The organism is Kosakonia sp. PSU_27 (assembly GCF_039409795.1).
Lineage (GTDB): Bacteria > Pseudomonadota > Gammaproteobacteria > Enterobacterales > Enterobacteriaceae > Kosakonia.
Map to the genome: position 1 here is coordinate 768,530 of NZ_JBCIVK010000001.1, position 15,237 is coordinate 783,766.

The 15,237-nt window shown below is 50.4% G+C and carries 16 protein-coding genes; 10 read left to right on the forward strand and 6 right to left on the reverse strand.

The window, feature by feature from the left end; all coding sequences use genetic code 11:
- Positions 1–162: 162 nt before the first annotated feature.
- Positions 163–432, reverse strand: a complete 270-nt coding sequence (locus AAIG26_RS03575; protein WP_016496231.1) for a hypothetical protein — start codon at positions 430–432, stop codon at positions 163–165.
- Positions 433–723: 291 nt separating this feature from the next.
- On the opposite strand from AAIG26_RS03575, the gene umuD reads away from it, so the two are divergent.
- Both umuD and umuC read left to right on the forward strand, forming a co-directional pair.
- Positions 724–1,158 carry a translesion error-prone DNA polymerase V autoproteolytic subunit gene (umuD, locus tag AAIG26_RS03580; RefSeq protein WP_016496232.1) on the forward strand — a complete coding sequence of 145 codons (435 nt, stop codon included), beginning with the start codon at positions 724–726 and terminating at the stop codon, positions 1,156–1,158.
- Positions 1,142–2,404: a translesion error-prone DNA polymerase V subunit UmuC gene (umuC, locus tag AAIG26_RS03585; protein WP_045513413.1), complete on the forward strand. Its 1,263-nt coding sequence runs from the start codon at positions 1,142–1,144 to the stop codon at positions 2,402–2,404. Before umuD ends, umuC begins: the two co-directional genes overlap by 17 nt.
- 83 nt (positions 2,405–2,487) lie before the next feature.
- On the opposite strand, the gene fabV is transcribed toward umuC, so the two are convergent.
- A complete protein-coding gene (fabV, locus tag AAIG26_RS03590) occupies positions 2,488–3,681 on the reverse strand; it encodes an enoyl-ACP reductase FabV (protein WP_016496234.1) in 1,194 nt (397 codons plus the stop codon).
- A complete protein-coding gene (locus tag AAIG26_RS03595; RefSeq protein WP_016496235.1) occupies positions 3,681–4,121 on the reverse strand; it encodes a MaoC family dehydratase in 441 nt (146 codons plus the stop codon). The genes fabV and AAIG26_RS03595 overlap by 1 nt, the downstream gene beginning before the upstream one ends.
- A 526-nt stretch (positions 4,122–4,647) precedes the next feature.
- Here AAIG26_RS03595 and AAIG26_RS03600 point away from each other — a divergent pair.
- From AAIG26_RS03600 to AAIG26_RS03620, 5 genes are all read left to right on the forward strand, one after another.
- Positions 4,648–5,835: an acetyl-CoA C-acetyltransferase gene (locus AAIG26_RS03600; RefSeq protein WP_343179677.1), complete on the forward strand. Its 1,188-nt coding sequence runs from the start codon at positions 4,648–4,650 to the stop codon at positions 5,833–5,835.
- Positions 5,836–5,875: 40 nt separating this feature from the next.
- On the forward strand, positions 5,876–6,613 hold the full coding sequence (phbB, locus tag AAIG26_RS03605; RefSeq protein WP_313625580.1) for an acetoacetyl-CoA reductase: 738 nt from the start codon (positions 5,876–5,878) through the stop codon (positions 6,611–6,613).
- A 72-nt stretch (positions 6,614–6,685) separates the two neighbouring features.
- A complete protein-coding gene (locus AAIG26_RS03610; protein ID WP_343179678.1) occupies positions 6,686–7,576 on the forward strand; it encodes a phosphate acyltransferase in 891 nt (296 codons plus the stop codon).
- 2 nt (positions 7,577–7,578) lie between these two features.
- On the forward strand, positions 7,579–8,649 hold the full coding sequence (gene buk, locus AAIG26_RS03615; RefSeq protein WP_269230891.1) for a butyrate kinase: 1,071 nt from the start codon (positions 7,579–7,581) through the stop codon (positions 8,647–8,649).
- A gap of 10 nt (positions 8,650–8,659) precedes the next feature.
- The gene (locus AAIG26_RS03620) at positions 8,660–8,863 is read left to right on the forward strand and encodes a hypothetical protein (protein ID WP_343179679.1); all 204 of its coding nucleotides are present in this window, start codon (positions 8,660–8,662) and stop codon (positions 8,861–8,863) included.
- A 77-nt stretch (positions 8,864–8,940) separates the two neighbouring features.
- On the opposite strand, the gene smrA is transcribed toward AAIG26_RS03620, so the two are convergent.
- Entirely contained in the window at positions 8,941–9,504 is a 564-nt protein-coding gene (gene smrA, locus AAIG26_RS03625; protein WP_016496242.1) for a DNA endonuclease SmrA, read from the reverse strand.
- Between the two features lie 522 nt (positions 9,505–10,026).
- Between smrA and ogt the strand changes: the two genes are divergently transcribed.
- From ogt to uspE, 3 genes are all read left to right on the forward strand, one after another.
- Positions 10,027–10,542: a methylated-DNA--[protein]-cysteine S-methyltransferase gene (gene ogt, locus AAIG26_RS03630; protein WP_016496243.1), complete on the forward strand. Its 516-nt coding sequence runs from the start codon at positions 10,027–10,029 to the stop codon at positions 10,540–10,542.
- A gap of 209 nt (positions 10,543–10,751) precedes the next feature.
- Entirely contained in the window at positions 10,752–11,504 is a 753-nt protein-coding gene (gene fnr, locus AAIG26_RS03635) for a fumarate/nitrate reduction transcriptional regulator Fnr (protein WP_016496244.1), read from the forward strand.
- 145 nt (positions 11,505–11,649) lie between these two features.
- Entirely contained in the window at positions 11,650–12,600 is a 951-nt protein-coding gene (gene uspE, locus AAIG26_RS03640) for a universal stress protein UspE (protein ID WP_016496245.1), read from the forward strand.
- 29 nt (positions 12,601–12,629) lie between these two features.
- Here uspE and AAIG26_RS03645 read toward each other — a convergent pair whose 3' ends face one another.
- Together AAIG26_RS03645 and pntB are read right to left on the reverse strand one after the other, a co-directional pair.
- Positions 12,630–13,742 (reverse strand): mechanosensitive ion channel family protein, encoded by a 1,113-nt coding sequence (locus tag AAIG26_RS03645; protein ID WP_016496246.1) that lies wholly within the window; start codon positions 13,740–13,742, stop codon positions 12,630–12,632.
- 106 nt (positions 13,743–13,848) lie between these two features.
- Positions 13,849–15,237 carry a Re/Si-specific NAD(P)(+) transhydrogenase subunit beta gene (gene pntB / locus AAIG26_RS03650; RefSeq protein WP_016496247.1) on the reverse strand — a complete coding sequence of 463 codons (1,389 nt, stop codon included), beginning with the start codon at positions 15,235–15,237 and terminating at the stop codon, positions 13,849–13,851.

The window sequence follows — 15,237 nt, forward strand, 5'->3', positions numbered from 1 at the left end:
TAGCGTCGGCTGGTCTCCTGCCAGCCGACACTAATTCCCGTTTCAACGTCAGCCACGGCATCGCCACTCTTTCCCGGCGCGGATGAGACGCCGCCAACAGGCACGAAAATGTTCGAAAATACCCTTATTTTTACAGGTTCATCGCGTGAAACCGCCACACCGTTACGGTTTCCATTGACACTCCAGACCGCAAACCGTCCGGATGAAGTTGCACAGCGCTTGCGCGCCTTCAGCAATAGTTGGAAAGGTTGCCGAATGGTAGATACCTTCGCCATCTGCGCCGAACAGATGTTGATACTCCGGCTTAACATCGATGGAAGTGAACCGCTTTAAGGTCTCGCGATTACAACGAATGCGGTAGCCATTTTTAAAGCGTTGCAGCATATGCACACCGGTGGTGGAATTACCGGTGCTTCTGGCAATATTTAACATCTACGCCTCTCCTTAATACGCGAAAAATAGTAACCCTCACATTACTGAATTTCTGATGCTGCGCTATTTCCCCGCATTTTTTGGCAGCAAGTAATCCGGTGTTGTACGCCGGGTTATTAAGCCAGTGGTTTTAAAATGATATTGGTAAGGGCCATCAATATAGAATGGCAACGTTTTTAGCTAAATTCTTTGCTACTTCAAACATTTCCTGAATGCGGCCCGCTTCGCCTCTTGATCAGTGACAGAATTTAGCAATACTGTATATAAACACAGTTAACCGGGTTCATCATCATGCAGTTCATCCCATCGACCGAGAGTGATCGCCTCATTCCCCTTCCGCTCTTTGCTGAGCGCGTTCCTTGTGGCTTCCCAAGCCCGGCGCAGGATTATGTCGAAGAGCGGCTTGATTTAAACAAGCTGGTGGTGAAACACCCCAGCGCGACTTACTTTGTCAGGGTAAGCGGGGATTCGATGATCGGTGCGGGGATTAGCGATGGTGATTTGCTGGTGGTTGATCGCTCATTAACCCCAGTGCACGGTGATATTGTTGTTGCGGCGGTTGCCGGGGAATTCACGGTGAAGGAGTTGCGAACCCGCCCTGTTCTCCAGCTCATCCCGCATAATGTTCATTATGCGCCGATTGTTTTCCAGGCCGAGGAAGAGTTGCAGATCTTTGGCGTCGTGACATTTACGTTGAAGTCAAATCGACATGTTCGCGCTTGTTGATGTGAATAACTTCTACGCCTCCTGCGAGACGCTGTTTCGCCCGGATCTGCAGGGGAAACCTGTCGTTGTCGTATCCAACAACGATGGGTGCATTATTTCGCGATCGCGTGAGGCAAAGAAACTGGGCATAGACATGGCCGCGCCTTATTTCAAAATCAAAGATGAGCTTCATCGTCAGCGCGTGACGGTGTTTAGCTCAAATTATGCGCTGTATGCCGACCTCAGCAATCGTGTCATGTCGACGCTGGCTGAAATCACCCCCTCCGTCGAGCTTTATTCTATTGATGAGGCTTTTATCGATCTGTCTGGCGTATCAAACTGTATTTCACTTGAGGCATTCGGCCATCAGATCCGTAATCAGATTTTGAAAAATACCGGGCTGACAACGGGCGTTGGCATTGCCCCAACGAAAACCCTCGCCAAGGTGGCCAATTACGCCGCCAAAAGATGGGCCAGCGCCGGGGGAGTTGTGGATATTTCCTCCCGGGAGCGGCAACGTAAGTTACTGTTTCACGTGCCGATACATGAGGTCTGGGGCGTGGGACGTCGCATCAGTAAAAAGCTGGCGTTAATGGGCATTGAAAATGCGCTGCAACTTGCCGACAGTTCAACCTGGGTTATCCGTAAACACTTCAATGTTGTGCTGGAACGAACCGTGCGGGAACTGCGCGGCGAATCATGTCTGGCATTTGATGAATTTCCCCCCACCAAGCAGCAAATTATCTGTAGCCGCTCTTTTGGCAAGCGGATCACGCAGTATTCAGATATGCATCAGGCCATTTGCGCCTATGCTGAACGCGCGGCAGAGAAGTTACGCGCGGAACATCAGTTCTGCCGCTTCATCAGCGTCTTTATTCGTACCAGCCCGCATGCGGATAATCGTATTTACTACGGAAATCAGGCATCCGTGACGTTGATGACGCCGACTAATGATACGCGCGACATTATCCGTGCTGCGACAAGCTCGCTGGATCAGATATGGCGGGAGGGGCATCGTTATATGAAGGCTGGCGTGATGCTTTCAGATTTTTTCAGCAGCGGCGTTGCCCAACTCAATCTGTTTGATGAGAATCGCCCCTACGCGAACAGCGCAGCGCTGATGGAAACCATTGATCGTTTAAATACATCGGGGAGAGGAAGCGTCTGGTTTGCAGGACAGGGAATTGAAAAAAACTGGGCGATGAAACGCGACATGCTTTCCCCCGCCTACACCACACGCTATTCCGATCTGCCTGTCGTGAAATAAAGACCGTACAGAAACCATAACCGACCGCGATTTTCATCAACAAATGCGCCGACAGACTGGCGCATTTGTCATATCAGCCATGCTTATGCATGGCTGTACTCTTTTACCAGCTGGCGCAGATCCAGCTCAGAGGAGTAGTCCACGTCCGGCATTGAGAAGCCATTCAGCGCGTAAAACTCGGCAAGATACCCGGCAAAGTCACCAACGGTTTTAAAGTTCTCGGTGGTGACCCGTTTTCTTAGCAACTCCACGGCTTGCTGAACATCCGGGCGCAGCTCGAAATCATCAAGGCGGATCCGCCGCTCCTCATCCGTTACGACGTTGCCCATTGGTGGGTAAAGGTGGTTCAACATCAGTCTGTGCATCTGCTCGATGCAGGTTTCATGCAACCGCTTCTGCTTCATTACCTTGTACAGCAAGGTAATATATAACGGAAACATAGGGATAAAGGCGCTGGCTTTGGTCACCAGCGCTTTGCACACCACCGCATAGGCATGACCATTAATGCGCTGGAGCTGTGCGTCAAGCTGGTCGGCTGTTGCGTGCAGATGGGCTTTCGCCGCGCCTAACGCGCCCTCTTTATAGAGCGGCCACGTTGATTTCGGGCCAGTATAAGAGTACGCCACCGTTTTGAACCCCTCAGCCAGCACACCAGCCGCCGATAACATATCAATCCAGCGTTGCCAGTCTTCCCCACCCATAACTTTTACCGTATCGGCAAGTTGTTGTTCGGTCACCGGTTCCAGCGTCTGATTCACCATCTTGCGGGTTTCCAGGTCAAAACCCGGGCCGGAAAAGGCTTGCCCGCGCACGCCAAGCGTCGAGGTGTAGCGCGTACCATCCGGGCAAATTCGCACGCCAGAGGCAACCGAATAGACAAGCAGATCAATGCTGCCGCCAAACTCCTGCTTGATGTATGCAATCACGTCGTTGCGGGTCGTATCGGAAAAAGCATCCGCGATAAAATTTTTCGCGATAAGCCCTTTCTCATGCGCCCGGCGACGAAAAAAAATATTGTTATACCATCCGGCGCTGCCTATACCTTTTTCGCCCGGACTTTTTTCAAATGAAACGCCAATCGTATCGGCACCGCCACCAAAGGCCACCGCAATGCGTGAGGCCAGCCCATATCCGGAAGAGGCACCAATCACCAACACCTTGCGCGGACCATAGATTTCCCCATGCGACTCAACATAGTTAATTTGTTTATCAATGCCCTGGCGTAAACCTTCAGGATGGCAGTTTTTAGCCACATTGCCTTGAATAATAAGCTCCATCAGTTCACCTCCTCAGCCAGCGCTTTTTCCAGCGGCGGCAGAACGACGGCTTCACCGACAATAACCTTATCCCCATGCTGATTGGTGCACGTGGTTTTGAGCCGCACCCGGTTTTTTTCGCAATTAATCGCGATAACTTCCGCCGTCGCCGTAATCGTATCGCCAATAAATGTTGGCTTAATAAATTTGAGATCCTGGCCAAGATAAATAGAACCGTTGCCGGGCAGTTTATTAGCAATTACCGCCGAGATGAGCCCACTTACCAAAATACCATGAACAACACGTTGCCCGAATATACTTTCCCGCCCTGCACTCTCATCCAGATGAACGGGATTGGTATCGCCAGATGCCAATGCAAAATCTGCGACGTCATTATCCGTCAATGTTTTTTTAAACTCTGCACACTGACCAATATGCAAATTGTGGATTGAATTAACCATAAAGCACACGTCCTTTTCAGATATATTTTGAAAGCGTTTAACGGAAGCATTTAGAGAAACAACTAATTGTATCCATATACACCTTTTTCCCCCAACCTCGTCAACCCCCATAGAATTGTCATTAGCTATAAGAATGGATTTATATTTATCTTTTCAGATACAGAGTATGTGTAAACTGCCCCTTAAATTAGATTTTTTACTTAAGTCGAAAATTGCCATACAGCGCCACCCCCGTAGCTACCCGAGGAGAAGAAAGCGTTTTATCAATAAGATACCTCCGGTGCCAACAAGAAAGATCTACACGCAATCCTTATTAAAGTTTAAGAAAAAGATCATGGCCAATGAATTAATGATGAATGAAAAAACCACCAGGCAAATGCAGTAAATAAGGTTAATTACAGAAAAATAAGAAACATTGTAATTTTAACGCCATTGTTAACAACTTTTAAGTATTGACGCATATCAATACTGTAGAAAAATCTCTGCGCATTAATAGTTGAATCATTTAAATCAAAAGGTAATACAAATGAAGGACACGGATATTGTCGTTCTTGATTGTGCAAGAACTGCTATCGGCGTACTAAATGGAGCGCTTGCTGAGATTAGTGCGCCGCAATTAGGCGCCACGGTGATTAAAGCGCTTCTGAAAAAAACAGGCATTGCAACAAAAGAGATCGATGAAGTTATTATCGGCCAGGTGCTTACCGCAGGCAGCGGGCAAAATCCGGCGCGCCAGACGTTAATTCAGGGAGGTATTCCTGTCGATGTTCCGGCGTTGACAATTAATAAAGTGTGTGGCTCGGGGTTAAAAGCGCTGCAACTGGCATGGCAGGCGCTGAAATGTGGTGATGCCGAATTAATTATTGCCGGAGGGCAAGAAAGTATGAGCCAGGCACCGCATGTTTTACCCCATTCACGCAGCGGCATGAAAATGGGTAACTGGCCAATGCTGGACAGCATGGTGAAGGATGGCCTCTGGGATGCTTTTCATGATTATCACATGGGGATCACGGCCGAGAATGTGGCCAAAAAATATGCGATCACACGTGAAGAACAGGATGCTTTCGCCCTTGCGTCACAACACAAAGCAGCAATCGCGTTAGAAACACATCATTTTGCCAGTGAAATTGTTCCGGTTGACATCACCCGCCCTCGTAAAGAACCCGCCCTGTTTGATACCGATGAATTTCCCCGTCCGCAAACATCGCGTGAAGGCTTAGCCAAACTCCGACCAGCTTTTAAAACCGATGGCACCGTTACCGCCGGTAATGCCTCTGGCGTTAACGATGGTGCAGCAATGGTTATCCTGGCAACGGCGAAAAAAGCGCGTGAGCTGGGGATCAAGCCGCAGGCCAGGATCGTGGCGTTCGGTACTTCAGGCGTCTTGCCAGAAATAATGGGAACCGGCCCCATCACGGCGTCTCGTCATGCGCTGACCAGGTCGAACTGGCAGGTTGATGAGTTGGATCTTATCGAAGCCAATGAAGCCTTCGCCGCTCAGGCCATCGCCGTCAACCGGGAAATGGGCTGGGATCTCTCCAGAGTGAATGTCAATGGCGGCGCGATTGCGCTCGGCCACCCTATCGGTGCATCCGGCACGCGGATTTTTGTCTCTTTGCTCCATGAAATGCAGCGCAGAAAAAGCAAAAAAGGTCTGGCAACGCTGTGCATCGGCGGTGGCATGGGCATCGCCGTCACCGTCGAAATGGAATAACGCCGCGATGAAGAATGTTATTTAACGTGAGGAAATGATGATGGGTAAAGTTGCGCTTGTGACCGGTGGGATCCGCGGTATTGGTGGAAAAATCAGCCTTCGCTTTCTGCTGGAGCATTACCAGGTTATCGCCATTGATACGGATGCGGATCGCCTGAAAGAGTGGGTTGAGATCCAGCGAGAAGCAGGGTTTGCCAAAGCCGACGCTATTCGCTGTGACGTCAGCGATTACGCGCAGTGTCAGGACACGGTCGGTACACTGCTGAAGCAATATGGTCATATCGATGTTCTGGTAAACAACGCGGGTATTACCCGCGATGCAACCTTTAAAAAAATGGATAAATCGCAATGGGATGCGGTTATTCAGGTCAATTTGAACAGCATGTTCAATATGACCAAACCCGTTCTGGATAACATGCTGGCTAACCAGCGCGGGCGCATCATTAATATATCGTCGATAAATGGTCAGAAAGGACAGTTTGGCCAGACTAATTATTCTGCCGCCAAAGCGGGTGTGCATGGTTTCACGAAAGCACTGGCGCAGGAGGTAGCACGTAAAAATATTACCGTTAATACCATCTCCCCAGGCTACATCAACACCGAGATGATGCAGGCCATCCCCACCGATGTACTGGAAGCTATTGTGGCGCAAATTCCCGTTGGTCGCCTCGGCGAAGCCGATGAAATCGCCGAACTGGCCCTGTATCTCGCCAGTGATAAGGCCGGGTTTGTTACCGGCTCCAATATCGCCATCAATGGCGGCCAGCATATGTATTAAAGATATGCCATTTCCGGGCCTCACCGGCGATACATCTGGTGAGGCAATATTGGGGACTCAGGATTTTTTATCATGCTTGAAAAATTAAGTTCGTTTGTTGAGCTTGCGCGCAGGAAAAGGCCGAAAATAATTGCCGTTGCCGCCGCAGAAGATTCTCATGCACTCGAAGCCATTAAATGGATCAGAAATGACGGGCTGGCAGAGGCCATTCTGATTGGTTGCCGGGATAAAATAACCTCGCTCGCCGAACATCTTAAATTTGATATCAGCCATATCGAAATAATTGATATTCCAGATAAAGCAGAAGCCTGCAAAGCGGCGGTGAGCGTCGTTAAATCCGGGCGAGCACATATTTTAATGAAAGGGCTTGTCGATAGTGCCATTTATTTGCGAGCGATCTTAAATAAAGAGACTGGCATTGCGGCATCGCGGCTTGTCACGCAATTAGCGTTTATCGAAAGCCCGCATTATCACAAGCTGTTTGCAATCACTGATGCCGGTATCACTATTACACCTGATCAGCGAGATAAAGCCACGATGATTGCCCAGTCGGTTAATGTCCTGCATCAGGTTGGTATTGCGGTGCCCAAAGTCGCGCTGATTGCCGCCGTTGAGCATATTACGCCTGCAATCGCCGCTACCGTGGATGCCGCGGCGCTGAGCGGCATCGCTTATGATAACTGTATTGTTGAAGGGCCGTTGTCCATCGATCTGGCTTTTAATAAAGAATCCTGCCGACATAAAGGGTTGCATTCGCAGGTCGGCGGCGATATTGACCTGGCCATCCTTCCGGATATCAACAGCGCCAATGTCTTTTATAAAACGGTGATGCAGCTTGGCGGAGCATTGAGCGCAAGCACACTGACGGGAACAACAAAACCGGTGGTATTTACCTCGCGATCAGACAGCGCTAAAACAAAATATTTTGCTATTGCTTGTGCGATATCTCAATGCAAGGACTGACTATGTATATTTTGGTGATAAATCCAGGTTCAACGTCTACAAAAATTGCGGTATATAACAACCGCACGCAGCTTATTTACCGCACATTTAACCATGATGAAAAAGAGATGGCGGCTTTTTCCACGATTCTGGATCAAAAAGCCTTTCGCAAACAGATTATTCTCGACATATTGCAGGAACATGGTTTTCGCTTAAATGACATTGATATATTTATCGGGCGCGGTGGTCTGGTTCGTCATTTGCAAAGCGGTGTTTATCGTATTAATGATGACTATATTCACGATGCCAGTGTCGGCCTGAACGGTGAACATGCTTCTAATCTGGGTGCCATATTGGCCTGGGAACTCGCGCGGGCGGTAAATAAAGAAGAGATGGCGTATACCGTTGATCCTGTCGTCGTCGACGAATATGACCCGATAGCAAAAATATCCGGAATGCCGGAGATTTCACGCGTGGGCGCTTTTCACGCGCTGAATCAAAAAGCTGTCGCGCACCGTTATGCCACGGAAACAAACCGCCCCTATTCCACGCTTAAATTGATCGTTGCCCACTTAGGTGGCGGCATCAGCGTGGGCGCTCACCGCGACGGTCGTATTGTGGATGTGAATTCAGCCCTGGGCGGCGATGGGCCATTCTCGCCGGAACGCGCAGGCCGCCTTCCCAGCTATGAATTATTAAAACTGTGCTTCTCAGGGCAGTACACGTATGCGCAACTGAAGAAGAAGTTGATTGGCGAAGGCGGCGTATATGGTTATCTCGGCACCAAGGATATCCGTGACGTTGAGCAACAGATTATGGATGGGAATAAAAAAGCGCAGGACATTCTGGAAGCCATGGCCTACCAGATAGCCAAAGAGATCGCCTCGTGCGCCGCCGTACTGGAGGGTTGGGTCGATGCCATCATCATTACCGGCGGCATTGCCTATAACAGAAGAATTGTCGAACTTATTCGTCAGCGCGTCAGTTTTATTACATCTGAAATCGTCGTTTATCCTGGTGAGGATGAAATGTTCGCGCTGGCCGATGGTGTACTGGCTGCGATGGAAGGTCAAAGGGAGTTAGTCGAATACTGAAGAGGTATTAATGATGGGTAAAAAGAATATTGCATTGTTTCCAAATCAAATCTCCGTGACGAAATCTAATGGCAGTGTATGCCTGCACATCGATTTCAACGATGGACAGGAGGATATTTCAATTGAGCTGAATAGTATGGAGGCCGAACATCTTTCAAGCGCGCTGGGTACCCGGCAAAATGAAATTCTTATTGCGGCCGAATATGCCGATTAAAAAAACAACGGGAACCGGTCTGGTTCCCGCCTTTTATTTATCATTCGCAAACTAATTATCCGACACCACCGCGATTTTCAACGGCTGCGTTTCGCATGCCGTTCCCAGTTATCCTGTTTCGCCTGCTCAGATTTGCGGATCGCAACATAGCAAGCGCCACTTCCGCCGTGGTGCGGCAGCGCAGTGCAAAACGCCTGAACCTCATCGAATTCAGGTAGCCAGCGCGCCAGATAACTCCGAATGATATTCGCATGCGAACCGTCTTCACGCGCTTTACCATGAATGATAAGCACATTGCGTAGCCCATCCTGGCGCGCATGATACATAAAACGAAACACCATTTGTCGGCACTGTTCGACCGGCTGGCGCAGTAAGTTCAGGCTTGCCTGTTGGCCATATTTTCCCTGGCGCAATTTATCAAGCACCCCTTGCTGCAGGCCTTCTCGTTTGAACTCCAGCGGTGAATCAAGCGGCACGATATCAAGAAACCCGGTGGTCAGAAAGTTGTCGAGTTGCAGCGTGTCGACGCGTTGTAGCGTGCGCGAATTGTGGCTCGGTTGCCAGTGCACATCGGCACTGCGCTTCAGGGGTTGGACATCTTCCATGGCGTCAAGGAAAAGCAATTTGTCGTCAGGGTTCATAGGGCAGTCCTCCGGCTACTTCAGCCCCCGTACTATAGCTGGCAGGGCCTGCGCTCACAATGCCTGGTGGCAAAATGGATTTTGCACACGGAAAAATAATAGCGAATGGTTCTCCTGGACGATATTCCAATAACATCACTCTTAGTAATGTTATGAAAAACTCAACTTAAGAAAAATTAATATTCTGAATTTCAGTTAAATTAACGTGAAATCAATCACCAATTCTTACTGGAAATATGATGAAGGAACGCTATAACTATATTTACCGCGCAAGGATGAAAATGCAAAAAATAACGAACGGATGCGCTGCTGTGTGTACTGTAGAGCCTGACGGATGTCGGCAGGCTCTATTTTTTTATTCGCGAAATAAGCGCAATATATCATCTATTAAATAATGCATACTTCGCTGACTATTATTTCACCAGCTTATTTCTTTACCCAGAATATAGTCTCTTTCGGGGTATAGCAGCATCGCTGGACGTTTGGTAAATTGGCGCCGTTGCCCACTGAAAAGGATGCCAGATGCTGACTTTACTTGAAGATAATATTTCCACGCCGCTTGGCCCGCTTTGGGTGCTGTGCGATGAACAATTCCAGCTTCGCGCGGTTGAATGGGAAGAACACAGCGATCGGATGGTTGAGTTATTAAATATCCACTATCGCCGGGAGGGTTACCAGCGCGTGGCAGCGCATAATCCGGGCGGGCTAAGCCAAAAATTGCAGGACTATTTTGACGGCGATCTGGCAGTGATTGAAACTCTGCCGACGGCAACTGGCGGCACACCTTTTCAGCGCGACGTGTGGCAAGCGCTACGCACCATCCCCTGTGGTCAGGTCATGCATTATGGTCAACTGGCGGTAAAACTGGGACGTGCAGGTGCCGCGCGTGCGGTCGGCGCAGCGAATGGTTCAAATCCGGTGAGTATTGTCGTGCCCTGCCATCGCGTTATCGGCAGTAACGGCACAATGACGGGATATGCGGGCGGCGTGCAGCGAAAAGAGTGGTTGCTACGCCATGAAGGGTATCTTCTATTGTGAGAAAAAACGCACATTTAGCGTTCTTTTCACCCTCTTTTGTGGTAAAAGCCTTAGCGAAATGATGGAATTTCAAAGAGATGGTGCAATGTCATCTCTTTTCATTTCTGCCTCCCGTTTTATAAATCGTGAATTGACGTTTTACCGGGCTTACGCGGCCAGTAAAAAGCTGTTAAAATTGACCAATATCAATTACGGCGTTGAGCAGACCTATGATCCCGGAAAAGCGAATTATACGACGCATTCAGTCTGGCGGTTGTGCAATCCATTGCCAGGATTGCAGCATTAGCCAGCTTTGCATCCCCTTTACTCTTAATGAACACGAGCTGGATCAGCTCGATAACATCATTGAGCGTAAAAAGCCCATCCAGAAAGGTCAGACCTTGTTCAAAGCCGGGGATGAATTGAAATCGCTGTACGCTATCCGCTCCGGTACGATCAAAAGCTACACCATTACCGAACAGGGCGACGAGCAGATCACAGGTTTCCATCTGGCGGGTGATTTGGTGGGCTTTGATGCCATTGGTACCGGCCATCATCCGAGCTTCGCGCAGGCACTTGAAACATCGATGGTCTGTGAAATCCCGTTCGAAACGCTGGATGACCTTTCGGGTAAAATGCCCAATCTGCGTCAGCAGATGATGCGTCTGATGAGCGGCGAGATCAAAGGCGATCAGGATATGATCCTGCTGCTTTCGAAGAAAAATGCAGAAGAACGCCTGGCGGCATTTATTTATAACCTCTCACGCCGTTTTGCACAGCGCGGTTTCTCCCCGCGTGAATTCCGCCTGACGATGACGCGTGGCGACATCGGCAACTATCTGGGTCTGACGGTGGAAACCATCAGCCGTCTGTTAGGCCGTTTCCAGAAGAGCGGCATGCTGGCGGTGAAAGGAAAATATATCACCATTGAGAATAGCGACATGCTGGCGCAACTGGCCGGTCATGCGCGTAACGTTGCCTGATTTTTTTCCCCGCCTGATATCCCCTTTGCCGGGTCATTAATTTATCTGATTTATTGATCTGGCGAAGGCTTTCCCCTGTTTCATTCAGCACTTATGGGTTATCTTTTACTGACAGACTGTGGTGACAGATGTAAGGAGACCCTGTATGGCTAAGTATCAGAATATGTTGGTCGCCATCGATCCCAATCAGGACGATCAGCCAGCGTTACGACGTGCTGTGTATTTGCATCAACGGATTGGCGGCCGCATTAAAGCGTTTTTGCCTATCTATGACTTCTCTTACGAAATGACCACCCTTCTGTCCCCAGACGAGCGTACCGCAATGCGCCAGGGCGTCATCAGCCAGCGTACCGCGTGGATCCGCGAGCAGGCGAAATACTATATCGACGCGGGTGTGCCAATCGAAATCAAAGTGGTCTGGCACAATCGTCCCTTCGAAGCCATTATTCAGGAAGTTCTGGCAGGTGGACACGATTTACTGCTGAAGATGACCCACCAGCATGACAAACTGGAATCCGTTATTTTTACGCCGACCGACTGGCATCTGCTGCGTAAATGCCCGTGCCCGGTGTGGATGGTGAAAGACCAACCCTGGCCGGAAGCCGGACGTGCAGTGGTCGCAGTCAACCTTGCCAGCGAAGAGATTTACCACAACTCGCTGAATGAAAAGCTGGTTAAAGAGACGCTGCAACTGGCCGAACAGGTAAACCACACCGAAGTTCATCTCGTTGGCGCTTACCCGGTAACGCCTATCAACATCGCGATTGAACTGCCGGAATTCGACCCCAGCGTATACAACGACGCCATTCGCGGTCAGCACTTGCTGGCAATGAAAGCGTTACGGCAGAAATTTGGCATTGATGAAAAACTCACGCATGTGGAAAAAGGGTTACCCGAAGAGGTGATCCCGGATCTGGCTGAACATCTGCAGGCAGGGATTGTCGTGCTTGGCACCATCGGGCGCACCGGTATCTCCGCCGCCTTCCTTGGCAACACCGCCGAGCAGGTGATTGATCATCTGCGCTGCGACCTACTGGTCATTAAACCGGATGAGTACCAGACGCCTGTCGAACTGGACGACGACGAAGACGATTAAACAAGCAACCCGCCGCAAGGCGGGTTTTTTTATACGGCCGTTTGTTCCCCCTGTGGCTCTGCGGGCGGCGTTTCGACAGCCACTCCCCCTTTCACCACTACGCACGGCAGTGCCAGCTCAATCTCCTCTGCGGCGAGATGTTCCATGATGCGGATATTGATTTCTTGCTGGATATCCATGTAGGTGTTGTAGTCCGCCGAGTTGACGATATGCACCACTTCAAAATTCAGCCGATCGGTACCAAACCCGAGGAAATGGGCGCGGTCAAAGCGCGTGTTGCCAACATCAGTGATGATGCTACGCACCATCTCGCCGACTTTACGCAGCTTTTCCGGCGGCGTAGTGAGCGCCAGACCAAAAGTGAAGACGATGCGCCGGGTCTGCATACGTTTGTAGTTATGAAGCGTTTGCTGAAGCAGGATGGCGTTACCGCAGACGATTTGTTCCCCGCTCAGGCTACGAATACGCGTCGTTTTCAGGCCAATATGCTCAATAGTGCCGGCAACGTCGCCGAAAACGACAAAGTCACCAATCTCAAAAGGTTTATCAAAACCGATAGAAAGCGAGGCGAAAACATCGCTGAGGATGGTTTGTACCGCCAGCGCAATGGCGATACCGCCCACGCCAAGGCTGGCGACCAGCGCGGTAATGTTGACCCCGACATTCGCCAGAATCGATAACAGCATCATCGTCCACAGCATCATGCGCAGCAGCAGACCCGCAATCACCATGGTGACCGGGTTTTTACTGGTATTGGGCGAATACATCAAGTGACGCATCCACGACACCACGCCCTGATCAAGCCAGAGGGCGATTTGGATCGCCAGCACTAAAAACCAGGCGTGCCCAAGCGTGTTAAACAGGTGATCGGGGAGATCGACAAACCGCAGGCTGAAGAGTAACGCCGCCACAAAGAGCAGGAATTTGCTGGTGCGTCTGAGCATATCCACCACAACATGCTGCAGCCTGCCGACGCCGCTCTGCTTTTCACTCCAGTTGCGCGCGCCTTTCAGCACCATATTCAGTAAGTAGGTGAACAGCCAGTAGACAACCAGCGTAACAATAACCACCGTGGCAAGACCAATCCAGAATGATGGCAGCATCACTATGGATATGAAGTCAAAACGTGACAAAAACGTCATCCTTCCTCCTCATAAAAAACATGAAGATAAAAGTATAGACACTCTGCTTTCGTCCACGCGGACCAAAAAAAACCGCTCCGAAGAGCGGTTTTTCAGGCGGTACGCATTACAGCGCTTTGAGGATAGCGTCGACGCTGGCTTTGGCATCGCCAAACAGCATCTGCGTGTTCTCTTTGAAGAACAAGGGGTTTTGCACGCCCGCATAGCCAGTGTTCATGGAGCGCTTAAACACAATCACGTTTTGCGCTTTCCACACTTCCAGCACCGGCATACCCGCGATCGGACTCTTAGGATCATCCTGCGCCGCCGGGTTAACCGTGTCGTTCGCACCGATAACCAGCACGGTGTCGGTGTCGGCGAAATCATCGTTGATTTCGTCCATTTCCAGCACGATGTCATACGGCACTTTCGCTTCCGCCAGCAGCACGTTCATATGACCCGGCAAACGTCCGGCAACCGGGTGAATACCGAAACGCACCTTCACGCCGCGCGCGCGTAGTTTCTCGGTGATTTCCGCCACCGGATACTGCGCCTGCGCCACCGCCATGCCATAGCCCGGGGTGATGATGACCGAATGCGAGTTTTTCAGCAGCTCTGCGGTCTCTTCGGCATTGATTTCGCGGTGCTCGCCCGCCTCTTCATCGCTACCAGTTGAAGAACCGTCCGTACCAAAACCACCGGCAATCACGCTGATAAAGGAGCGGTTCATCGCCTTACACATAATGTAAGAGAGGATCGCACCGGAAGAACCGACCAGCGCACCGGTCACGATCAGCAGGTCATTGCTGAGCATAAAGCCCGCCGCCGCCGCCGCCCAACCGGAGTAGGAGTTCAGCATGGAAACCACGACCGGCATATCCGCACCGCCGATAGAAGCGACCAGATGCCAGCCAAACACCAGCGCAATTATCGTCATCACCAACAGCGCCAGCACTTGCAAGCCGACACTTTCGGTGCGCACAAACACCAGCAGCAGTACGAAGGAAACCACCAGCGCCGCCAGGTTCAATTTGTGGCGATGCGGCAACATCAGCGGCTTAGAAGAAATTTTCCCGCGCAGTTTACCGAAAGCGACAATAGAACCGGTGAAGGTCACCGCACCAATAAAGATGCCGAGGAACACTTCCGTCAGGTGAATATTCACCAGCACCGGATCCAGTCCCACTTCGTGATCGAGATAGCTGTTAAAGCCTACCAGTACCGCAGCCAGGCCGACAAAGCTGTGCAGCACGGCCACCAGCTCTGGCATTTCGGTCATTTCAACTTTCTTCGCCAGGCGAATACCAATCGCGCCGCCGATAATCATCGCCACTAAAATCCAGGCGACATTGCCGGTGTCCGGGCCAAAGATGGTTGCAATCAGCGCAATCGCCATCCCGGCGATACCAAAGTTATTTCCCTGCTGGGACGTTTCGTGTTTTGAAAGTCCCGCCAGGCTGAAAATAAACAGGATCGCGGCAACAATGTATGCAGCTGTAACTAATCCTCCAGACAT

Excerpts from the sequence above, each read along its gene's own strand:
- phbB (WP_313625580.1), top strand. The coding sequence starts at position 5,876 with ATGGGTAAAGTTGCGCTTGTGACCGGTGGGATCCGCGGTATTGGTGGA.
- smrA (WP_016496242.1), bottom strand. The coding sequence starts at position 9,504 with ATGAACCCTGACGACAAATTGCTTTTCCTTGACGCCATGGAAGATGTC.
- ogt (WP_016496243.1), top strand. The coding sequence starts at position 10,027 with ATGCTGACTTTACTTGAAGATAATATTTCCACGCCGCTTGGCCCGCTT.
- fnr (WP_016496244.1), top strand. The coding sequence starts at position 10,752 with ATGATCCCGGAAAAGCGAATTATACGACGCATTCAGTCTGGCGGTTGT.
- AAIG26_RS03600 (WP_343179677.1), top strand. The coding sequence starts at position 4,648 with ATGAAGGACACGGATATTGTCGTTCTTGATTGTGCAAGAACTGCTATC.
- umuC (WP_045513413.1), top strand. The coding sequence starts at position 1,142 with ATGTTCGCGCTTGTTGATGTGAATAACTTCTACGCCTCCTGCGAGACG.
- umuD (WP_016496232.1), top strand. The coding sequence starts at position 724 with ATGCAGTTCATCCCATCGACCGAGAGTGATCGCCTCATTCCCCTTCCG.
- AAIG26_RS03645 (WP_016496246.1), bottom strand. The coding sequence starts at position 13,742 with ATGACGTTTTTGTCACGTTTTGACTTCATATCCATAGTGATGCTGCCA.
- uspE (WP_016496245.1), top strand. The coding sequence starts at position 11,650 with ATGGCTAAGTATCAGAATATGTTGGTCGCCATCGATCCCAATCAGGAC.
- buk (WP_269230891.1), top strand. The coding sequence starts at position 7,579 with ATGTATATTTTGGTGATAAATCCAGGTTCAACGTCTACAAAAATTGCG.
- fabV (WP_016496234.1), bottom strand. The coding sequence starts at position 3,681 with ATGGAGCTTATTATTCAAGGCAATGTGGCTAAAAACTGCCATCCTGAA.
- AAIG26_RS03595 (WP_016496235.1), bottom strand. The coding sequence starts at position 4,121 with ATGGTTAATTCAATCCACAATTTGCATATTGGTCAGTGTGCAGAGTTT.
- AAIG26_RS03610 (WP_343179678.1), top strand. The coding sequence starts at position 6,686 with ATGCTTGAAAAATTAAGTTCGTTTGTTGAGCTTGCGCGCAGGAAAAGG.
- AAIG26_RS03620 (WP_343179679.1), top strand. The coding sequence starts at position 8,660 with ATGATGGGTAAAAAGAATATTGCATTGTTTCCAAATCAAATCTCCGTG.
- AAIG26_RS03575 (WP_016496231.1), bottom strand. The coding sequence starts at position 432 with ATGTTAAATATTGCCAGAAGCACCGGTAATTCCACCACCGGTGTGCAT.
- pntB (WP_016496247.1), bottom strand. The coding sequence starts at position 15,237 with ATGTCTGGAGGATTAGTTACAGCTGCATACATTGTTGCCGCGATCCTG.